Raw genomic sequence first — 16566 nt, forward strand, 5'->3', positions numbered from 1 at the left:
GCAGGCTGCCGGGCGTGTGGCTGCGATGGCTGTGGCTGCTGTGACTCGCGGCCGTCGTGCAGGTCGCGCAGCCGGCTACCGCCGGCCTTCCCGGCGCTGCCAAGAACGTGCCAGCCGGGCGCGGCACCGGTCTGCTCGCCCTGGGCGACGCCATCCCCGTTCCCCTCTGCGCGCCGTCGTCAGCATCGGAGACGTGCTCCTGGTCGTCGCCGCGGCCCTGCTCGTGGCAACCGCCATGCACCACCCAGCCAACGCCGCTCAAGCAGCGCATCAGCCATGTCCCACACCCTCACCTGGCAGCGCTTGACGCTGATCGTGTTCACCCTGGCCTCGGTCGCCGTCCTCCTCCACACCCTCGGCGCCCCCAGCTGGACCGGCGGCTGACCAGTCGGTTTGCTGCACGCCCAGGCTCCGTCCTCCGCCGAACATCGCATTCCCGACGCTGCCGGCTTCGATCGTGCCGGAAAAGTGCGGCGAAGTCGCTGCTGATCGATCTCCTGGTCCGTATCCGATATGGAGTCGATCAATCCCGCAACGCGGAGGATTCAATCAACCTCGGGTACGCGGTGAGGCTGAAAAGAGAGTTCATGCTGGCGGGTAGTCAACTATCCTGCTACGTAATAGACTTTGTGTAGATCTGAGCCCAACTGGTCCAAAAAAATCCACGGGGGAACTGATGAGGCTCCGCACTTCTGTCATGCTCGGCGCCAGTTTGCTCGTCGCCATTTTGCTCTCCGTCGGCGGCGGGGGCGGTACCAGCGACACCGCCCATGCCGTGCAGGGCGGCACACAGTACGTCAAGGTCAGCCCGGACGCGTCCGCGACGGAGTACGGCCTTCTGGCCACCCCGAACGCGACACCCATGGAGTACGGCCTCCTGTAGACCACCAACCCGCCAAACCGCCCGTGGCGGTGAACCAGTCCCGGGCCGTTCCAGTGCCGCATCAGGCAACGTCTGGCATGTGATGACGCGCCGTCCGGATGTGATCCGGGCGGCGCCTTGTCGGTCCGGTGCCACCGCGGCCCCGGCTTGTGGGCTGGGGCCGCGGTGGTGGTCAGAGGGCGCGGAGCGTGGCTTCGTCGAGGCGGCCGTGATGGCACGGGCGGCGGGCTGGCGCCGGCGACGCCGTACGGCAAGCGGGCGCAGCAGTGGGGGCGGGCAGCGACATCGGCTATGACCAGTGCGTCGATGTAGCCGTTGAACCCGAAGCCCGGGTTGTCGTTGTGAACGGGGTGGTCGCGCAGCTACACGGTCACCTGGACCTGGCGGCCGACCATCTCCACCTTCACTTCCTCACGCCCGATCATGTACTCCCCGTCCCTGCCGTCCCGCAGTGCGGTGATCCTGAAGTCCTGCAGCGCCACGTCGATGACGGGCGTGCCGTCGTTGGGGTCCTGGGTGTTGCTGGTCGTTGATGTCGAAATGAACCCGCTCGAATGCCAGTGCCATTACGTCCGCCTCCTTGCGGAACTGGCAATCCGGCCGACTCCATCACAGAAGACCTGTCGCCGGATTCGGCGAGAGCGAGCCACATCTTCCTGGCAGGCCCGTCAAAGCCGGAGAGTTGGGGATGCTTGGCCGGCAACGTCGACGAGTCTTCCTCAGGCTTGACCAATTCCCAATTGTGTCAACGTTTCACCGTAATGATCCAGTCGCTGAACCTGTTCCATCCTGTCCCAGGACGGCGAACGGGCAAGTCGGGCTCAGTCCTCGTCCTGGGCGTGGTGGTAGAGCTTGGCGATGTCGTCGTCGAAGTACGCGGCGTAGGAGACATCATCCTGCTCACCGCCGCCTTCATGGCCGCCCAGAACGCCGATGACCGTGCCGGTGTGGCTCTTGGGGTCGTAGTCGGCGAGCCAGGGGCTTCCGCTGGTCCCGTCCTCAAGGTTGGCGCACTGGATGCGCAACTGGGTGTCGCTGAACTTCGTGGTGCGGTTCTGGCACGAGACCGGGGTGTCACGGCTGCTGGGATAGCCAGTGATCTTGACCTTGTTGTCGAAGCCGCGGTCCATGCCGAGGGTGTTCCCGCCCAGGACGTCCTGGATGTCCTTGCCGTCCTTCTGGTCCAGGACAAGGAAGGCGACGTCGAGGTCCTCGTCCTGCGACGCGGCCCAGCGGTCGTCGACGACCACCTTCCTGACCTTCCACAGGCCGGCGGGTTCGTCGCCCTTGCGGTAGCCGGGGGCGAAGACCAGGTCGTTCACCGGCTGTCCGGATTCGGCGTCGAAGGCGCAGTGGGCCGCGGTGATCAACATGTTCCGGCCCCGGCTCCGCACCACGCTCGCCGTGCAGAAGTGGGCACCCTGGTCGTCCTTCTGGAAGATCGCGCCGATCCGGGCGTTCTCCTCGGTCCTGCGGGGGGTGTACGCGTTGCCGTCCTTGGCCGGGGCCGACGCGAAGAGGTCCTGGTCCTGGCCCTGCGAGGGCTGGCCCGGCTCGCCGGACTTGCCGAAACCGCTGCGCCCGCTGCTCTTGGCCGTGTGGATTTCCTCCGCGGCGTCGCCCACCACTGCGGCCGCCCCGACGATGACCAGCGTCAGGGGCAGTATGGAATTCCTGATCAGCGAGCGCACAAGGTCATTATCGACGCGGGCCCGTGATGTGGGAGGTGCATCACCGGGAGGCTCCCGTCACAATCCACCGTCCGGATCGCCCATCGGCACCCTGGTCCAGCGTGCCACCCGCCACGTCGTGCTCCTGCACCTGCCCGGCGACCAGGGCGCTAGGCGTCCGGGACGCCGTCCGCGCGCGGGATACGCCGGACACATCCGGCTCAAGGCATCCCCCCGGTGACATCGGCTCGTCCGGTCGGCCGGTCAGGCGTGGTGGCGGGAACGCGATTCCCATGTCCGTCTGGCGGATCGGAGTCCTCGGGCGCCGGTCAGGACTTCGGGATGCCCGTGCCCGCACGTGTCGTCGGTACCGTCCGTGTCCCAGGCAACGTCCACAACCGTCCGGGGCGGAAGGGCGAGCTCCAGGATCCGGCCGGGAGCCTGCCGGGCGCCTTCCAGGTCGAAGAGTCCGGTGCCCGGGACGATGCACACCGCGGGGGTCCGGGCCACGCTCGGCGAGCTCGTTGCCGCTTGTCAGCTCGGGCAGGAAGGTGGCGGCTTCCCGTCACCGTCCTGCTCTCACCCCACAGGCGGTGCAGGCATGTTCGTTGTCCTGAAGTGACCACCGCCGCGGGCACACCAGCACCAACGGCGGTTCACTCGCTCGCCGCGGCAGCCTCACAAGACCTGCATTGGCATGACCTTGACCAGCGCAGGAGAGCGGCCGCATGGTGAACCAACCGGCCCGCAGCTGAACCGACATGCCGTTTGTCAATGCTGCTTTTCGTCACGTCCGGACCCGTCTGAACCGCCTGAAACCGCCTGAAACCGCACGGAGGTTTGATGCACCGAAGCGAGATACCCTCCGGATCCCTGGTGATCCACCACCACCAACCGAGACGCCGGGTGCGGCGGACGGCAGGTGCCCTCACCGCGGTGCTCTCACTCGCCGCCACCACCCTCACCATCGGCCTGGCCACCGGGGCCCAGGCCGCCGCTCTCTCGCCCGCCCCGCGCTCGTCCGCCTCCACGGGCACGACGGACTTCGGCTGCGACCATCCTTCGAAGGTGGGACAAGCCCGCTGTTTCGGGGTCATGAAAGCCCACCGCACCGCCTCGGGCCGCATGTCACCGTTCACCAGCGGGTCCCCGACCACGGCGGGATACATGCCGTCCGATCTGCGTTCCGCCTACAACCTGGGCGGCACCTCGGGATCCGGCCGCACGGTGGCCATCGTCGACGCCATGGACGATCCGCACGCCGAGTCCGACCTGGCCGCCTACCGCAGCGCCTACGGTCTGCCGTCGTGCACCACCGCCAACGGCTGCTTCCGCAAGGTGAACCAGAGCGGACAGGCGGCTCCGCTGCCCTCCGGTGACTACGGATGGGCCGAGGAGATCAGCCTCGACCTCGACATGGTCTCGGCGACATGCCCCGGCTGCCACATCCTCCTGGTCGAGGCGAAGTCGACGAACGTGCCGGATCTGATGAAGGCCGAGGACACCGCCGCCGCCACATCGGGCGTCGTCTCCGTCTCCAACAGCTGGGGCGGGTCCGAGGACAACACCGTCTCCTCCGTCGACTCACATCTCGACCATCCCGGCGTCGCGATCACGGCGAGCTCGGGTGACTCCGGTTACGGCGTCTCCTGGCCGGCGTCCTCCCCGTACGTCACCGCCGTGGGCGGCACCTCGCTGAGCAAGGCGTCCAACTCCCGCGGCTGGAGCGAGACCGCCTGGAGCGGCGCGGGCTCGGGCTGCTCGGCGTACGAGGCCAAGCCGTCCTGGCAGCACGACTCCGGATGTGCCAGGCGTTCCGTCGCCGATGTGTCCGCGGTCGCCGACCCCAGGACCGGGGTGGCGGTCTACGACACGTACAGCAGCTGCGGCGGCGCGTTGTTGTGCGACACCGAGCTGCAGCTCGGTCTCGCGCAGGGTGCCGACGGATGGGTCGAGGTCGGCGGCACCAGCGTCGCGTCGCCGATCATCGCGAGCGTCTACGCACTGGCCGGAAACACCTCCCAGGTCGTCAACGGCTCGTACCCGTACAGCCACACGTCGGCGCTCAACGACGTCACCTCGGGCAACAACGGCTCCTGCGGCGGCAGTTACCTGTGCACCGCGAGGCCGGGATACGACGGGCCGACCGGCCTCGGCACGCCCAACGGCACCGGGGCCTTCTGACGGCGATTCCTCGCCGACAAGGGCTGGGCCCGCGTCGCACTGGTGCGGCGCGGGCCCAGCCCTTGCCTTGTACGGGATGCTCGGCTCGGCGGACACGAAGCACATCGCCTCTGCCGGTGCGCGGCTGTTTGGCGACCACCTGGCCGGAGCCGTCGCGCAGGCGATCACCGACGCGATGGTCGAGCGCGGCCTGGCAGGCCGAGGGCGGTATCACGGTGCCGGGGCGGGCCTGTGACCGGGGTCAGTAGGCGGAGTTGACGTTGTCGATGGAGCCGTAGCGGTGGGCGGCGTAGTTGGCGGCCGCGGTGATGTTGGCGACCGGGTCCGTGACGCTCTGGGCGGTGCCGGAGACGTGGTAGGCGTTGAAGGTGGGGTCGATGACCTGGAGCAGGCCCTTGGAGGGGGTGCCCTTCTGCGCGTTCACGTCCCAGTTGTTCTGGGCGGCGGGGTTGCCGCCGGACTCGCGCATGATGTTGCGCTTGAGGCCGTCGTAGCTGCCCGGGATGCCCTTGGCCTTCATGATGCCGAGGGCCTGCTTGATCCAGCCGTCGAGGTTACCGCTGGTGCCGGACTTCTGCCGGGAGATGGTACGGCTTTCACTGCCCGCGACCTTCTTGGAGGCCGTGACCGCATGGGAGGCGGGCGCCTGCGTCGCTTCGGCGGCCTGCGCGGTCGTCGGCATCAGGGTCAGGGCCGCGGCTGCGGCGCCGGTCGTGGTGATGCCGGTGAGGGCGAGAGTGCGCAGGCGGGCGATGCGGCTACGAGCGGTCATGGTCATGCGAGAGCAACCCTCCGGTGGGGGACATCGTGGGGTGGCGGCCGCTGCTGACGGCTGCGCGTGGGACGGGGCGGGCGCCCCGAACCGCGGACGGGAGCGGTCGGGCCCGGCGGGGATCCGCCGGGCTGCCGCCTGGCTCCCGGCGACGAGAAACATGGTTAGCGGTGGTCGAGGCGGGACGCAATGATGTGACGTACTACCCCAGATCGGAGGAATGACCGATATGAGTGCGTATGTCAGCTTCAAAGCCTGTTCAGGGCATTCTGCTGGTACGACGCCGGATAGGATGTGATCTGGCTCCTATGGGTGGCGTCACGCCTCACGGCCCCTGAGGAGGGGCGGCCCGCGGGCTGTAGTGTCCGCGGTGATGGACGGCTCAGCAGGAGAATCCCGGCCGCCGTGGGATGCCGTGGCCCCACTGGTGCGGGCGGCGCGGGCGGGCGATGCACTGGCGATGGACGAGGTGCTGACCGCGGTGACGCCGTATGTGACCCGGTTGTGCCGGCCGATCGCTCTGTCGGATTGCGAGGATGCCGTCCAGGAGGCGTTGACCGCGGTCTTCGTCGGGATGCGGGGGCTGCGCGATCCACAGGCGTTCTACGGATGGGTGCGCACCGTCACCGTGCGCGAGGCGGTGCGGGTGGCGCGGCGAACCGCCGTCGAGCGGGCCGTCGATCCCGACGAAGTCGCCCGCCTGAGCGGCCTCGTCGACGTCGGTGACGGCGAACTGTCGGCACAGGTGCGGGACGTGCTCGCGCGGATGCCCGTGCATCATCGTGCCGTACTCGTCCTGCGCGAGCTTGAGGAGCTTGATGAACGACGTGCGGCCGAGATGCTGGACATCGCGTCGGGTACGGTCAAGTCCCGGCTGCACCGCGCCCGTTCGGCGTTCCGGAAGGCATGGCAGCAATGACCGTTGATGCCGTCACCCGGCTCCGGCTGCTGGCCGCGGGCCTGCACACCACGATGTACGAGGAGCAGCGTCTGGAGCTGCCGTACGACAGGGTGTGGGCGGTCGCCTCGGATCTTGCGGGCGAGCTGCCCCATCTGGTGCCGGGGTTGCGCGAGTTCCGCGTGCCGCCCGGCGACGCCGATCGCAAGCGCGCCCTGGCGGTGGGCCCGCTGGGCTGCCGCAGCGCCTTCGAGGTACGGCTCGCTCCCGGCTGGTGTCTCATGCAGTCGCGACTCGTGGTCGGGGGTATGGCCGCCGTACCGGAGGGCGACGGCACACGCTTCGCCATGCTCGGCGCGGCGCGTCCCGCCGCCCTGCGGCCGGTTCAGTGGGCGTACGCACTCGGGGCCCGCCGCAGCCGGGCCTTCATCGGGAAGGTCGCACTGCGGGCGGCCTTGCGTCCTTAGCCGTTCAACGCCCTGTCGCGAACAGCGCCCTCATCGCCCCGGCGACCGCGTGGGGACTCTCCCGGGGCAGGAAGTGGCCGGCGCCCGGCACGATCCGTACGGTCAGATCGTCCGCGTGGCCCTCGCCCCCGGCCAGCATGGACGGCGGTATCACGTTGTCCCGCTCGCCGCCCAGCAGCACCGTCGGGACGGTCAGCCGCTGCCCGCGCCGCACGCCGCGCAGCAGCGCCGGGATCTCGCGGACCACGTACTGCCAGAACATGGCCTGCCCGGCATGCGCGCTGACCTGCGCCGCGGCACTGAACTCCGCGAGCTCGCCGGGCTGCCAGACCGAACGGTCGGCGACCTGGTGACGCAGCAGGCAGCGGCAGAACGCCGGCCAGTGGCGCAGCACGGCCCGGCCGATCACCGGATACTCCACGAAGGCGGTGTACCACTGCCGCCACAGGTTCGGCAGGACGGCCCGCTGCCGCGGCCACGGGTGCGCCATGTTGAGCGCCAGGTACCCACGGAAGCGCTCCGGGGCCCGCAGACACATCCGGAAGCCGATCTGGGCGCCCCAGTCGTGCCCGACGAGATCCACACGGTGGAGCCCGAGTACGTCCAGCAGCGCGAGCATGTCGTCGGACAGGCCGTCGATGTCGTAGCCGCGTCGGGTCTGCTCCGACCAGCCGAAGCCCCGCAGATCCGGGCAGATCAGCCGACGGCCCGCGGCGGACAGCTCGGCGACCCGGTGCCAGGCGAACCAGTGCTGCGGAAAGCCGTGCAGCAGCAGGACCGGCGCCCCGGTCCCGTACTCGGCGACGTGCAGCCGGATGCCGCGCACCTCGGGCCAACTGTGACTCGCTCCTCGGGCGTTCGGGAGCGGCCTGTCGACGGTTGCCGTCATCGGGCCGGTACGTGATGTCATCGCGAACACCTCTCGCCTCCGGCGGGCCTCCTGAGGACCCGCTTCGGCATGCCAGGAGGAGGGGCCGGGCCAGAACGTTCCCTCGGCAGCACGCTCGTCTGCCGGCGGCTATGTCGTCGTGAGGTGGGGCCTGGGCAGTTTCAGAGTTCCGCCGGTCAGGCGGATCCGGTAGAGGACCGCCCCTTCGATGATGACCGCTCGACGGCGGACGTTCCGCGCGGCCGGAAGCCGAGGAGAGAGCCAGTGCGGAACGGAGCTCGGGCTGATCACGACTCGTCCGCGGGGCGCGGCCGTCCTGCGGCCCGGTCCGAAGCCCGTGCCGACCAGCTTTTCCGCGTACAGCGTCGCCGGGCTCCCGGCGGTGGCGACGGTGCCGGCGCCGGCCTTCAGGTGCCAGGTGGTGAGACCCCTTCGGACCGTCAGGTCGAGGTCGGCGGCTTCGAAGGAGCGGACGGTGAACTTGAGCAGGCGCTCGGTTCCCGCCGGGGTCCTGACGGTGACCACACCCGCGAACCGGGTGCCGTGCAGCACGAGCCGCCGCGAGGTGAGGGTCCAGGAGTCCTCGGCGAGCACGTGGTCCCGCTCGTGCGGTCGTGTGCGGTGGCGCGAGGGATGGTGGGCGGGGGCCGGTCCCGTTCCCGGTGCCTCGGCCGTCATCGCCAGGAGAGCGAGAGGCAGTGAGCCCAGCAGCAACAGCTGCCCGACTGGTCCGCGAATTGCGGGACATGGGGTGCGCGCGCTCGGGACGCGTGCCGTGCGCATGCCGATCGCGACCGGCGTACCGTCGCACGGCGGGACGCCGGAGCGGTCACCGGGCACGAGGTCCGCCGTCCGCCGGTGGCGCCGAGGTGTCCTCGGGTGCCATCCAGGCGCAGGCGAGGGAGCCGCCGATCAGGCCGGGGAGCGTACCGAGCAGAAGGCCACCGAAGTTGGCGAGCGGCAAGGCGACCAGGGACATCAGGATGGCGGCGATTCCCGCGAAGAGGCGCGCGTTCTGCTGGAACCACAGCAGGAGGCCGAGTACGACGAGAAGGACGCCGATGACCAGCGACGCGGCACCGGCAGTGCTGGAGAGCGCCAGGGTGACGCTGCCCCAACTCAGGTGTGCGTAGGGGAAATAGATGATCGGCAGACCCGCTGACAGAGTGATCAGGCCTGCCCAGAAGGGTCGGGTGTCGCGCCAGATGCGACATCCGTGTCTCGCACGGGAGAGGGCGTCACGCCACTCGGCCGGCATGGTCGGGGTCTTCATCGCAGAGGGCTCACCACTCTTCGGGCACGCCGGCGGGTCAGAAGCATTCGTGGGCGCCCGATGTGAACGACAGGCGCGCTCCGGGCAGGTCGAGAGAGCCGAGGGAAGCCGCGACACTGTTGACACGGAGGTTGCGCATGGTGGTGGTCGTACTCTGCATCGCGACGCTGTTCGGGTCGAAGAATTTCGAGTCCCGGTCGCCGGGGGACACTTCCCCCGAGGTGAGCGATCCGGCTGCGACGCCGATGTCCAGGTTCTTCAGGTTCGCCTCGCCGGCGTTGAGCAGGCTGATGTCGAAGAACATGTCCCGTGCCGTGGCGGGACGTTCGTGGTCGCCGGTCAGTCGCAGGGTGTAGGTGCCCAGTACGGGGATCGGGAAGCGGACCGACAGGCACAGCCCGTCGATCTTCGCGGTCCTCACCCCGGTGACGGTGACCGGCACGAGTTTGCCCTTGCGGGTCACGTCCACCATGCCGTAGACGCTCATGCCGCTGCCGGTCAGGGAGTCCGCGGCGATCTTGAAGGTCTCACCGGAGATGAAGAACGATGCCGCGAGGGCGCCTTGAGCCACGCTCACGGTCAGGACGGCTGCGCCGGCAATGCTCGGGGCCAGGATGGCGGCAAAACGCTTCCAGCGCGTCCTTCGCATTTTCCCACTCCGCACGGCGATCGTCCTTGAATATCTGCCGAATTCCCCATCCACTTCGTTGAACGGCGACGGGTCGAGCATCGGACACTCCGGGATGGTCCGCAAGCCCGGCGCCGCCGTTCTCGTGCGAAGCCGCCCGGATGACCTATCGTGCCGCCCGGGTGCGCGACAAAGGCGGCACCCCGAATTTCACCACCGGCGCGGCCGACAATCATATGAGGATTTCTCCGTCACCCGCGCTTCGGCGTGCTCTCCGAAAAGCCCGATCTCGATTTGTTCGAGAATGCGGGCCAAAGGGGCCGGGCGGGGTCAGGGCGCGGCGTGCGGGCCGTCCGGGCGGTCCTCGCGGCGCAGGATCATCTCCCGGCTCAGCTCCTCGGTCTCCTCCTCCGGCAGCCGTGCGAAGCCGTCCGCGGTGATCACCGAAACGACGGGGAAGATACGGCGGTTCAGGTCGGGTCCGCCGGTGGCCGAGTCGTCGTCCGCCGCGTCGTACAGCGCCTGGAGCGCGGCGAGCACGGCCTCGCGGCGGGTCAGCCCCGGGCGGTACAGCTTCTTCAGGGCGCCCCGGGCGTACGGCGAGCCGGAGCCCTCGGCGTAGAAGTCGTACTTCTCGTAGAGGCCGCCGGCCGGGTCGAAGGCGAAGATGCGGCCGCGGCCGCCGTCGGGTGCGGTGAGGTCGTACCCGGCGAGCAGCGGGACGACGGCGAGGCCCTGCATGGCCTGGGCCAGGTTCTGCCGGATCATGGCCGCGAGCCGGGTCGCCTTGCCCGCGAGGGTCATCGCCGTGCCCTCTATCTTCTCGAAGTGCGTCAGCTCGACCTGGTACAGGCGGACCATGTCGACGGCGAGTCCGACGGTGCCGGCGAAGGCGACGGCCGTGTAGTCGTCGGCGGGGTGCACCTTCTCCAGGTCGCGCTGGGCGATGAGGTTGCCCATGGTGGCCCGGCGGTCGCCGGCGATCAGCACGCCGTCGCCGTACGTCAGGGCGAGCACCGTGGTGCCGTGCGGGAAGCTGTCGGGTGCCGTCCGCACGCCGCCGGGCAGCCGGGGCGTGGTGGGCAGGAGTCCGGGGCGGTGTGCGGCCAGGAACTCGGTGAAGGACGACGACCCCGGTGTGAAGAACGCCTCGCTCGGCAGCCCCGCTGTCTCGGTCCCGGTCATGGCTCTCCCCCTCCAGTACGGCATACGACACCCGACTCCTACCTGAAGTGGCCGCGCGGGAAACTCCCCGCCCTTCACAGGGCCTTGCGTCGCACCATCACCGCGAGCACCAGCAGGCCCGGGACCAGGGGCAGCCACACGGTCAGCAGCCGGTAGCCGAGGACGGTGGAGGCGGCGGCCGCGCCGGGGGCGCCGGCGATGGTGAGGGCGAGGGCGAGCGCCGCGTCGAGGGAGCCGAGCCCGCCCGGTGTGGGCAGCAGCGCGGCGGCGCTGCTCGCGGTGAGGTACAGCAGGGCGACCTGGAGCGGGGGCAGCGGCAGTCCGACGGCCTGGCCGACGGCCACGACGACCAGGGAGTGCAGCCCGGCGAAGGCGAGGGAGCCGCCCCACAGGGCCGCCGCGCGGGCGGGGCGGGCGTGCAGGGCACGGATGTCGGCGAGGACGGTGGTGAGGGCCCGGCGGCACCGCGGCCACCAGGGGGTCACCAGCAGCACGGCCAGGAGGAGTACGGCGCCCAGGGCGCAGGCGAGGACGGTCGTGGACAGGTGCGGCAGCCGCAGCAGGCCGGGGCAGGCCGGGACGAGCAGCGCGATCAGTGCGAGGCGGACGACGGCACCGGTGGCGGCCTTGACGGCGAGGGCGCCGGCGCTGCGGGCGGCGGGCAGTCCGCAGCGCATCAGGAACCGTACGTTGACCGCGCCCGCGCCGAGGCCCGCGGGCAGCAGGTGGTTGGCGGCGGAGGCGGCGAACTGGGCGGCGACCAGCCGGGGTCGGGGCAGCCGCCGTACGACCGCGCCCTGCTGGGCGAGCGCCGAGGCCGCCCAGGTGCCGAGGGCCGCGGTCGCGCCGACCAGCATCCACCCCTGGTCGGCACCGGCCAGTCGCCCGGCTCCGCTCTCCAGCGCGGGCCAGTGCCGGCGGGCCAGGTAGGCCCCGCCGAGCAGGACGGCGAGCAGGACACCGAGGTGCCAGGGCGCGGGCCGGTGGACGACGGAGGAGGAGGCGAGTTCCGCGGGCAGGGCCGTCGCCGTGGGCGGGGACGATTGCGTGCCCGCGGTCGTTTCCGTTCCGGGAGCCGTCATCGGCCGCTCCGGGCGTGGGCATCGCGCGATACCGCGTGTGTGGCGTGCGCACTGGCGGCCATGATCACCCCTCTTGCCCCGTGGCGGGCCGAGCCCCTGCAACCCTACAGCCTGTAGGGCCAAGGGGAAACACCCCCAAACTACCCCGTATCGCTGCCTCTTGTCGGACGGACAGGCCCATCCGGCCCACGCACTACGCGCTGTAAGGTGGGGGCATGGCTGGCACGGAGTCCCGCGGCAGGGCGGAGCGGCGCAGCGCCGGGGAGCTGGAGAGCGAGGTGCTGGCCGCGCTGTGGGCCACCGAGCGGCCGCTGACCCCGGCGGAGATCCAGGCCGAGGTCGACGGGGCGCTCGCCTACAACACGGTGCACACGATCCTCAAGCGTCTGTACGACAAGGGGCTGGTGCTGCGCGACGCGGCCGGGCGGCGCGGCGCGTACCGGCCGGCGAAGAACGCGGCCCAGCTGACCGCCGAGGCGATGCACGAGGCCCTGGACCGGGGCCCGGACCCGATCGCCGCGCTCCAGCAGTTCGTCACCGGGCTGAGCCCCGAGGAGGAGCGCGCGCTGCGCGAGGTGCTCGCCGGGGGCGGCGCATGATCTTCGACGTGTACGGACCGCTGGTGCTGTCCCTGCTGCTGGCACTGGTCGGACCGGTGATCGCCCGGCGCGTCGCCCCGGCACTGGCCGCACCGGTACTGGCGTCGGCCGCCATGCTGACGGCCGCGGCCACCACCTGGTCGCTGGTGCTGCTGGCCGCCGCGCTCCTCGGGGACGCCCCGCCGGTGATCCGTGAGGCGCGCGAGGCGGGCCGTCCGGTCATGGACCCGGTGCCGGAGGTGATCGGGCTCGGCGCGAGTGCCGCGCTGCTGGTCGTCGCCGTACGGCTGCACCGGGCGGTGCGCGCCGAGCGGTCCACACGGCGGGCGCTGCGGCGGCTGTGCGCAGGGCAGCCGGCGGACACCGAGCTGATCGTCGCGGCCTCCGCGGTGCCCCAGGCGTTCGCGATTCCGGGCCGGCCCGGCCGGATCCTGGTGACCTCGGCGATGCTGAGCGCACTGACCCCGGCCGAACGCCGGGTGCTGCTCGCGCACGAGCGCGCCCATCTCACGTACCGGCACGGGGCGCTGGTGACGGCGGTGACGCTCGCCGCGGCCGCCAATCCGCTGCTGCGCCCGGTGCGTACGGCCGTCGCGTTCCTGGTGGAGCGCTGGGCGGACGAGCAGGCCGCGGACCTGGTCGGGGACCGCCGGACCACCGCCCGCGCGCTGGCCCGGGCCGCGCTCACGGCGGGCCGCGCCCGGGCCGCCTGCGCCCTCGGCTTCACCGACCGGGCCGTCACCCGCCGGATCGCGGCCCTCCAGACCACCCCTCCCCCACGCCTGTGGACCGCCGCCGCGGCCGTCCTCGCCCTGGGCGCCCTGCCCGCCCTGCTGGCCGCCGACGCGACGGGCGATCTGATGGGGCTGCTGTCCGGCGCACTGAGCTGAGCCCGGCGGCACACGTCGCGCCCGCGCGGCGTGTGCCGCCGGGCCTCAGTCCGCGTGCGGCGTCCGGTGCGGCGGCTGCTCGGGGGCCGGGCGGCGCACCGGTGGCGGAACGGCGCGGACGGCCGGGTCGGCGGTGGTCACCGTCAGCGGCTCGCCGTGGTGGCGCAGGGTCAGGGGCGGGCCGGCGAGGAGCGCGTACGTCGCCTTGTCCGGTCCGATGTCCACGCGCAGCGTGCGGCCGCGGAACCGGACGTGGAAGGCGAGCCGGCTCAGCCGCTCGGGCAGCCGGGGTGCGAAGCGCAGGTTCTCGCCGTCGCGGCGCAGTCCGCCGAAGCCCGCCACCAGCGCCATCCAGGTGCCGGCCAGCGAGGCGATGTGCAGCCCGTCGCGGGTGTTGTGCTCCAGGTCCTGAAGATCCATCAGGGCCGCCTCGGCGGTGTAGGCGTAGGCGAGGTCGAGATGACCGGTCCGTGCGGCCATGACGGCCTGGCAGCAGGCGGACAGCGAGGAGTCCCGGACGGTCAGCGGCTCGTAGTAGGCGAAGTTCCGGGCGATCTGCTCCTCGGCCGCGCCCGCGTCGCCCCGCTCGAACCAGTCGCCGCAGGTGTACATGGCCAGCACCAGGTCGGCCTGTTTGACGACCTGCTTGCGGTAGAGGTCGAAGTAGGGGAAGTGGAGGAGCAGGGGGTACTGGCCGGGGCGGGTGCCGGCGAAGTCCCAGCGCTGGTAGCGGGTGAACCCGGCGTGCTGTTCGTGGACGCCGAGTTCGGCGTTGTAGGGGACGTGCATCGCCGCGGCGGCGTCCCGCCAGGCCGCGCTCTCCTCCGCGTCCACACCGAGCCGGGCGCCCTGGTCCGGGTGGCGTTCGACGGCGTCGGCCGCCGCGAGCAGGTTCCGCCGGGCCATCAGGTTGGTGTAGGTGTTGTCGTCGGCGACCGCGCTGTACTCGTCGGGTCCGGTGACGCCGTCGATGTGGAAGTCGCCGCGGGTGTCGTGGTGGCCGAGCGAGCGCCACAACCGGGCCGTCTCCACGAGCAGTTCCGCGCCGACCTCGCGCTCGAAGCCGTCGTCACCGGTGGCCTCGACGTACCGGACGACGGCGTCGGCTATCCCGGCGTTGACGTGGAAGGCGGCGGTGCCGGCCGGCCAGTACGCCGAGCCCTCCGGTCCGGCGATGGTCCGCCAGGGGAACGCGGCGCCGGCGAGGCCGAGTTGGGCCGCGCGCTCGCGGGCCTCGTCCAGGGTGTTGTACCGCCAGCGCAGGGCCTCGGCGACGGCGGTGGGCGCGGTGTGGGTGAGCACGGGCAGCACGAACATCTCGGTGTCCCAGAAGGCGTGCCCGTCGTATCCGGAGCCGGTCAGGCCCTTCGCCGGGATCGCGCGCTGCTCGGCGCGGGTGCCGGCCTGCAGGACGTGGAACAGGGCGAAGCGGACGGCCTGTTGGATCTCCTCGTCGCCCTCCACCTCGACGTCCGCGCGGGCCCAGAAGTCGTCCAGGAAGGCCCGCTGGTCGGCGAGCAGCCCCGCCCAGCCGTCGTGCGCGGCGGCGGCGAGGGCGGCGTCGACCTGGTCGGCCATCGCGGGCAGCGAGCGAGTGCCGGACCAGCCGTGCGCGACGAGCTTCTCCACCCGCAGCGTCTGCCCGGGCTCCAGCACGGAGGTGACGGTCAGCCGGGCCACGTCGAAGCCGCTCTCGCTGCGGGTCGTCGTACGCTCCGGGCCGCTCACGACGTGGTCGGCGGCCACGGCGACGCGCAGACCGCTGCGCTTGGTGCGGTGCACCAGCCGCAGCCGCTGGTCGGCGGCGAAGTGGTCCTCCTGCTCCAGCGGCGACTGGAGGGCCATGGCCGCGCGCGGGTCGCCGTCGGAGGCGGGCAGCGTCTCGTTGGCGACCAGTTCGGACTGGATCACCACGCGGCTGCGGCAGCCGACGGCCTCGACCTCGTAGGCGACGGCGGCCACCGCGCGCTGGGTCAGCGACACCAGCCGGGTGGAGCGCACCCGGACCGTGGAGCCGGCCGGCGAGGTCCACTCGCAGGTCCGCTCCAGCACCCCGCGGCGCAGGTCCAGGACGCGTTCGTGGGCGACGAGCCGGCCGTAGCGCAGGTCGAACGGCTCGTCGTCCACGAGCAGTCGCAGGATCTTGCCGTTGGTCACGTTGATGACGGTCTGGCCGGACTCCGGGTAGCCGTACCCGGCCTCGGCGTACGGCAGCGGGTGCACCTCGTGCACGCCGTTGAGGTAGCTGCCGGGCAGGCCGTGCGGCTCGCCCTCGTCGAGGTTGCCGCGCCAGCCGACATGGCCGTTGGACAGCGCGAACACCGACTCGCTCTGGGCGAGGACGCCGAGGTCGAGGGCGGTCTCGCGGACGGCCCACGGCTCGACGGCGTACGACCGGTCGGTGATCATTCCTTGCCTCCCAGCTCCGCGAGGTCGTTCACGACGATCGTCGCGCCGTGCGCGTACAGCGCCTCGCGCTGGCCGACGCGGTCGACGCCGACGACGTACCCGAACCCGCCCGAGCGGCCCGCGTCCATGCCGGCCAGGGCGTCCTCGAAGACGGCGGCACGGGACGGCTCGACGCCGAGGTCGCGGGCGGCGGCGAGGAAGGTGTCGGGGTGCGGCTTGCCCGGCAGGTGCCGCTCGGCGGCGACGACCCCGTCGATCCGCACGTCGAAGTAGTGCTCGGCGCCGACCGCGCGGAGCACGTCGCGGCAGTTGGCGCTGGAGGACACGATCGCCGTGCGCAGCCCCTCGGCGCGCACCGCCTCCAGATAGCGCAGGGTGCCCGCGTAGGCCTCCACGCCGCCGGTGCGGATCTTCTCGAGGAGCAGGGCGTTCTTGCGGTTGCCGAGGCCGTGGACGCTGCGGGTCCCGGGTGGGTCGTCGGGGGTGCCCTCGGGCAGGTGGATGCCGCGCGAGTCGAGGAAGGCGCGCACGCCGTCGGCGCGGGGGCGGCCGTCGACGCACTCGTCGTATTCGGCGTCCGCGTCGAACGGCCGCCCCGTCTCGCCGTCGTAGTCACGCAGGAACGCGTCGAACGTCTCCTTCCAGGCGGCCGCGTGCACGAGGGCCGTCTTGGTCACGACCCCGTCGAGATCGAACAGACAGGCCTGGATCGCTTCTGGCAGACCGAGCTGAGTCAT

17 protein-coding genes are annotated in these 16566 nt (G+C 71.4%); 7 read left to right on the plus strand and 10 right to left on the minus strand.

From position 1 onward, the window contains the following. Positions 1 to 697 precede the first annotated feature (697 nt). Positions 698 to 883 (plus strand): hypothetical protein, encoded by a 186-nt coding sequence (locus ACFC8N_RS33065; RefSeq protein WP_376292222.1) that lies wholly within the window; start codon positions 698 to 700, stop codon positions 881 to 883. An 821-nt stretch (positions 884 to 1704) separates the two neighbouring features. On the opposite strand, the gene ACFC8N_RS33070 is transcribed toward ACFC8N_RS33065, so the two are convergent. Further along, positions 1705 to 2574 (minus strand): trypsin-like serine protease, encoded by an 870-nt coding sequence (locus ACFC8N_RS33070; protein WP_356039341.1) that lies wholly within the window; start codon positions 2572 to 2574, stop codon positions 1705 to 1707. A gap of 822 nt (positions 2575 to 3396) precedes the next feature. Here ACFC8N_RS33070 and ACFC8N_RS33075 point away from each other — a divergent pair. After that, positions 3397 to 4737: a S53 family peptidase gene (locus tag ACFC8N_RS33075; RefSeq protein ID WP_362819533.1), complete on the plus strand. Its 1341-nt coding sequence runs from the start codon at positions 3397 to 3399 to the stop codon at positions 4735 to 4737. 76 nt (positions 4738 to 4813) lie between these two features. Further along, the gene (locus ACFC8N_RS33080) at positions 4814 to 4972 is read left to right on the plus strand and encodes a hypothetical protein (RefSeq protein WP_356039336.1); all 159 of its coding nucleotides are present in this window, start codon (positions 4814 to 4816) and stop codon (positions 4970 to 4972) included. 6 nt (positions 4973 to 4978) lie between these two features. On the opposite strand, the gene ACFC8N_RS33085 is transcribed toward ACFC8N_RS33080, so the two are convergent. After that, positions 4979 to 5515, minus strand: coding sequence for a transglycosylase SLT domain-containing protein (locus ACFC8N_RS33085; RefSeq protein ID WP_376292225.1), 537 nt, complete (start codon positions 5513 to 5515; stop codon positions 4979 to 4981). A 454-nt stretch (positions 5516 to 5969) separates the two neighbouring features. On the opposite strand from ACFC8N_RS33085, the gene ACFC8N_RS33090 reads away from it, so the two are divergent. Both ACFC8N_RS33090 and ACFC8N_RS33095 read left to right on the plus strand, forming a co-directional pair. Continuing rightward, positions 5970 to 6428 carry an RNA polymerase sigma factor gene (locus tag ACFC8N_RS33090; protein ID WP_376292228.1) on the plus strand — a complete coding sequence of 153 codons (459 nt, stop codon included), beginning with the start codon at positions 5970 to 5972 and terminating at the stop codon, positions 6426 to 6428. Continuing rightward, a complete protein-coding gene (locus tag ACFC8N_RS33095) occupies positions 6425 to 6874 on the plus strand; it encodes a hypothetical protein (RefSeq protein ID WP_356040236.1) in 450 nt (149 codons plus the stop codon). Before ACFC8N_RS33090 ends, ACFC8N_RS33095 begins: the two co-directional genes overlap by 4 nt. Before the next feature lie 4 nt (positions 6875 to 6878). Here ACFC8N_RS33095 and ACFC8N_RS33100 read toward each other — a convergent pair whose 3' ends face one another. The 6 genes from ACFC8N_RS33100 to ACFC8N_RS33125 all read right to left on the minus strand — a co-directional run bounded on the left by ACFC8N_RS33100 (position 6879) and on the right by ACFC8N_RS33125 (position 11931). Further along, a complete protein-coding gene (locus ACFC8N_RS33100; protein ID WP_376292230.1) occupies positions 6879 to 7784 on the minus strand; it encodes an alpha/beta fold hydrolase in 906 nt (301 codons plus the stop codon). Between the two features lie 108 nt (positions 7785 to 7892). Continuing rightward, complete coding sequence (locus ACFC8N_RS33105; RefSeq protein ID WP_376292232.1) at positions 7893 to 8441, minus strand: hypothetical protein; 549 nt, start codon at positions 8439 to 8441, stop codon at positions 7893 to 7895. 151 nt (positions 8442 to 8592) lie between these two features. Next, positions 8593 to 9036, minus strand: a complete 444-nt coding sequence (locus tag ACFC8N_RS33110; RefSeq protein WP_376292234.1) for a DUF6114 domain-containing protein — start codon at positions 9034 to 9036, stop codon at positions 8593 to 8595. 37 nt (positions 9037 to 9073) lie between these two features. Next, positions 9074 to 9766 (minus strand): DUF6230 family protein, encoded by a 693-nt coding sequence (locus ACFC8N_RS33115; protein ID WP_376292236.1) that lies wholly within the window; start codon positions 9764 to 9766, stop codon positions 9074 to 9076. A gap of 228 nt (positions 9767 to 9994) precedes the next feature. Beyond that, the gene (gene prcB / locus ACFC8N_RS33120) at positions 9995 to 10849 is read right to left on the minus strand and encodes a proteasome subunit beta (RefSeq protein ID WP_376292239.1); all 855 of its coding nucleotides are present in this window, start codon (positions 10847 to 10849) and stop codon (positions 9995 to 9997) included. Positions 10850 to 10923: 74 nt separating this feature from the next. Then, the gene (locus tag ACFC8N_RS33125; protein ID WP_376292241.1) at positions 10924 to 11931 is read right to left on the minus strand and encodes a lysylphosphatidylglycerol synthase domain-containing protein; all 1008 of its coding nucleotides are present in this window, start codon (positions 11929 to 11931) and stop codon (positions 10924 to 10926) included. 215 nt (positions 11932 to 12146) lie between these two features. On the opposite strand from ACFC8N_RS33125, the gene ACFC8N_RS33130 reads away from it, so the two are divergent. Together ACFC8N_RS33130 and ACFC8N_RS33135 are read left to right on the plus strand one after the other, a co-directional pair. Beyond that, positions 12147 to 12530 (plus strand): BlaI/MecI/CopY family transcriptional regulator, encoded by a 384-nt coding sequence (locus tag ACFC8N_RS33130; protein WP_356040217.1) that lies wholly within the window; start codon positions 12147 to 12149, stop codon positions 12528 to 12530. Next, on the plus strand, positions 12527 to 13420 hold the full coding sequence (locus ACFC8N_RS33135; RefSeq protein ID WP_376292243.1) for a M56 family metallopeptidase: 894 nt from the start codon (positions 12527 to 12529) through the stop codon (positions 13418 to 13420). Before ACFC8N_RS33130 ends, ACFC8N_RS33135 begins: the two co-directional genes overlap by 4 nt. A gap of 45 nt (positions 13421 to 13465) precedes the next feature. Here ACFC8N_RS33135 and ACFC8N_RS33140 read toward each other — a convergent pair whose 3' ends face one another. Both ACFC8N_RS33140 and ACFC8N_RS33145 read right to left on the minus strand, forming a co-directional pair. Next, positions 13466 to 15829, minus strand: a complete 2364-nt coding sequence (locus ACFC8N_RS33140; RefSeq protein ID WP_356029574.1) for a glycosyl hydrolase family 65 protein — start codon at positions 15827 to 15829, stop codon at positions 13466 to 13468. Beyond that, positions 15826 to 16566: an HAD family hydrolase gene (locus ACFC8N_RS33145; protein WP_376292246.1), complete on the minus strand. Its 741-nt coding sequence runs from the start codon at positions 16564 to 16566 to the stop codon at positions 15826 to 15828. The genes ACFC8N_RS33140 and ACFC8N_RS33145 overlap by 4 nt, the downstream gene beginning before the upstream one ends.

This window comes from Streptomyces sp. NPDC055966 (genome assembly GCF_042269865.1).
In the GTDB taxonomy this organism is placed as follows: Bacteria; Actinomycetota; Actinomycetes; order Streptomycetales; family Streptomycetaceae; genus Streptomyces.

What these genes read in the sequence shown, in the direction of transcription:
- ACFC8N_RS33105 (WP_376292232.1), bottom strand. Translation starts at nt 8,441, where the DNA reads ATGACGGCCGAGGCACCGGGAACGGGACCGGCCCCCGCCCACCATCCC.
- ACFC8N_RS33090 (WP_376292228.1), top strand. Translation starts at nt 5,970, where the DNA reads ATGGACGAGGTGCTGACCGCGGTGACGCCGTATGTGACCCGGTTGTGC.
- ACFC8N_RS33145 (WP_376292246.1), bottom strand. Translation starts at nt 16,566, where the DNA reads ATGACTCAGCTCGGTCTGCCAGAAGCGATCCAGGCCTGTCTGTTCGAT.
- ACFC8N_RS33115 (WP_376292236.1), bottom strand. Translation starts at nt 9,766, where the DNA reads ATGCTCGACCCGTCGCCGTTCAACGAAGTGGATGGGGAATTCGGCAGA.
- ACFC8N_RS33135 (WP_376292243.1), top strand. Translation starts at nt 12,527, where the DNA reads ATGATCTTCGACGTGTACGGACCGCTGGTGCTGTCCCTGCTGCTGGCA.
- prcB (WP_376292239.1), bottom strand. Translation starts at nt 10,849, where the DNA reads ATGACCGGGACCGAGACAGCGGGGCTGCCGAGCGAGGCGTTCTTCACA.
- ACFC8N_RS33140 (WP_356029574.1), bottom strand. Translation starts at nt 15,829, where the DNA reads ATGATCACCGACCGGTCGTACGCCGTCGAGCCGTGGGCCGTCCGCGAG.
- ACFC8N_RS33130 (WP_356040217.1), top strand. Translation starts at nt 12,147, where the DNA reads ATGGCTGGCACGGAGTCCCGCGGCAGGGCGGAGCGGCGCAGCGCCGGG.
- ACFC8N_RS33095 (WP_356040236.1), top strand. Translation starts at nt 6,425, where the DNA reads ATGACCGTTGATGCCGTCACCCGGCTCCGGCTGCTGGCCGCGGGCCTG.
- ACFC8N_RS33100 (WP_376292230.1), bottom strand. Translation starts at nt 7,784, where the DNA reads ATGACATCACGTACCGGCCCGATGACGGCAACCGTCGACAGGCCGCTC.
- ACFC8N_RS33085 (WP_376292225.1), bottom strand. Translation starts at nt 5,515, where the DNA reads ATGACCATGACCGCTCGTAGCCGCATCGCCCGCCTGCGCACTCTCGCC.
- ACFC8N_RS33080 (WP_356039336.1), top strand. Translation starts at nt 4,814, where the DNA reads ATGCTCGGCTCGGCGGACACGAAGCACATCGCCTCTGCCGGTGCGCGG.
- ACFC8N_RS33075 (WP_362819533.1), top strand. Translation starts at nt 3,397, where the DNA reads ATGCACCGAAGCGAGATACCCTCCGGATCCCTGGTGATCCACCACCAC.
- ACFC8N_RS33125 (WP_376292241.1), bottom strand. Translation starts at nt 11,931, where the DNA reads ATGACGGCTCCCGGAACGGAAACGACCGCGGGCACGCAATCGTCCCCG.
- ACFC8N_RS33110 (WP_376292234.1), bottom strand. Translation starts at nt 9,036, where the DNA reads ATGAAGACCCCGACCATGCCGGCCGAGTGGCGTGACGCCCTCTCCCGT.
- ACFC8N_RS33065 (WP_376292222.1), top strand. Translation starts at nt 698, where the DNA reads ATGCTCGGCGCCAGTTTGCTCGTCGCCATTTTGCTCTCCGTCGGCGGC.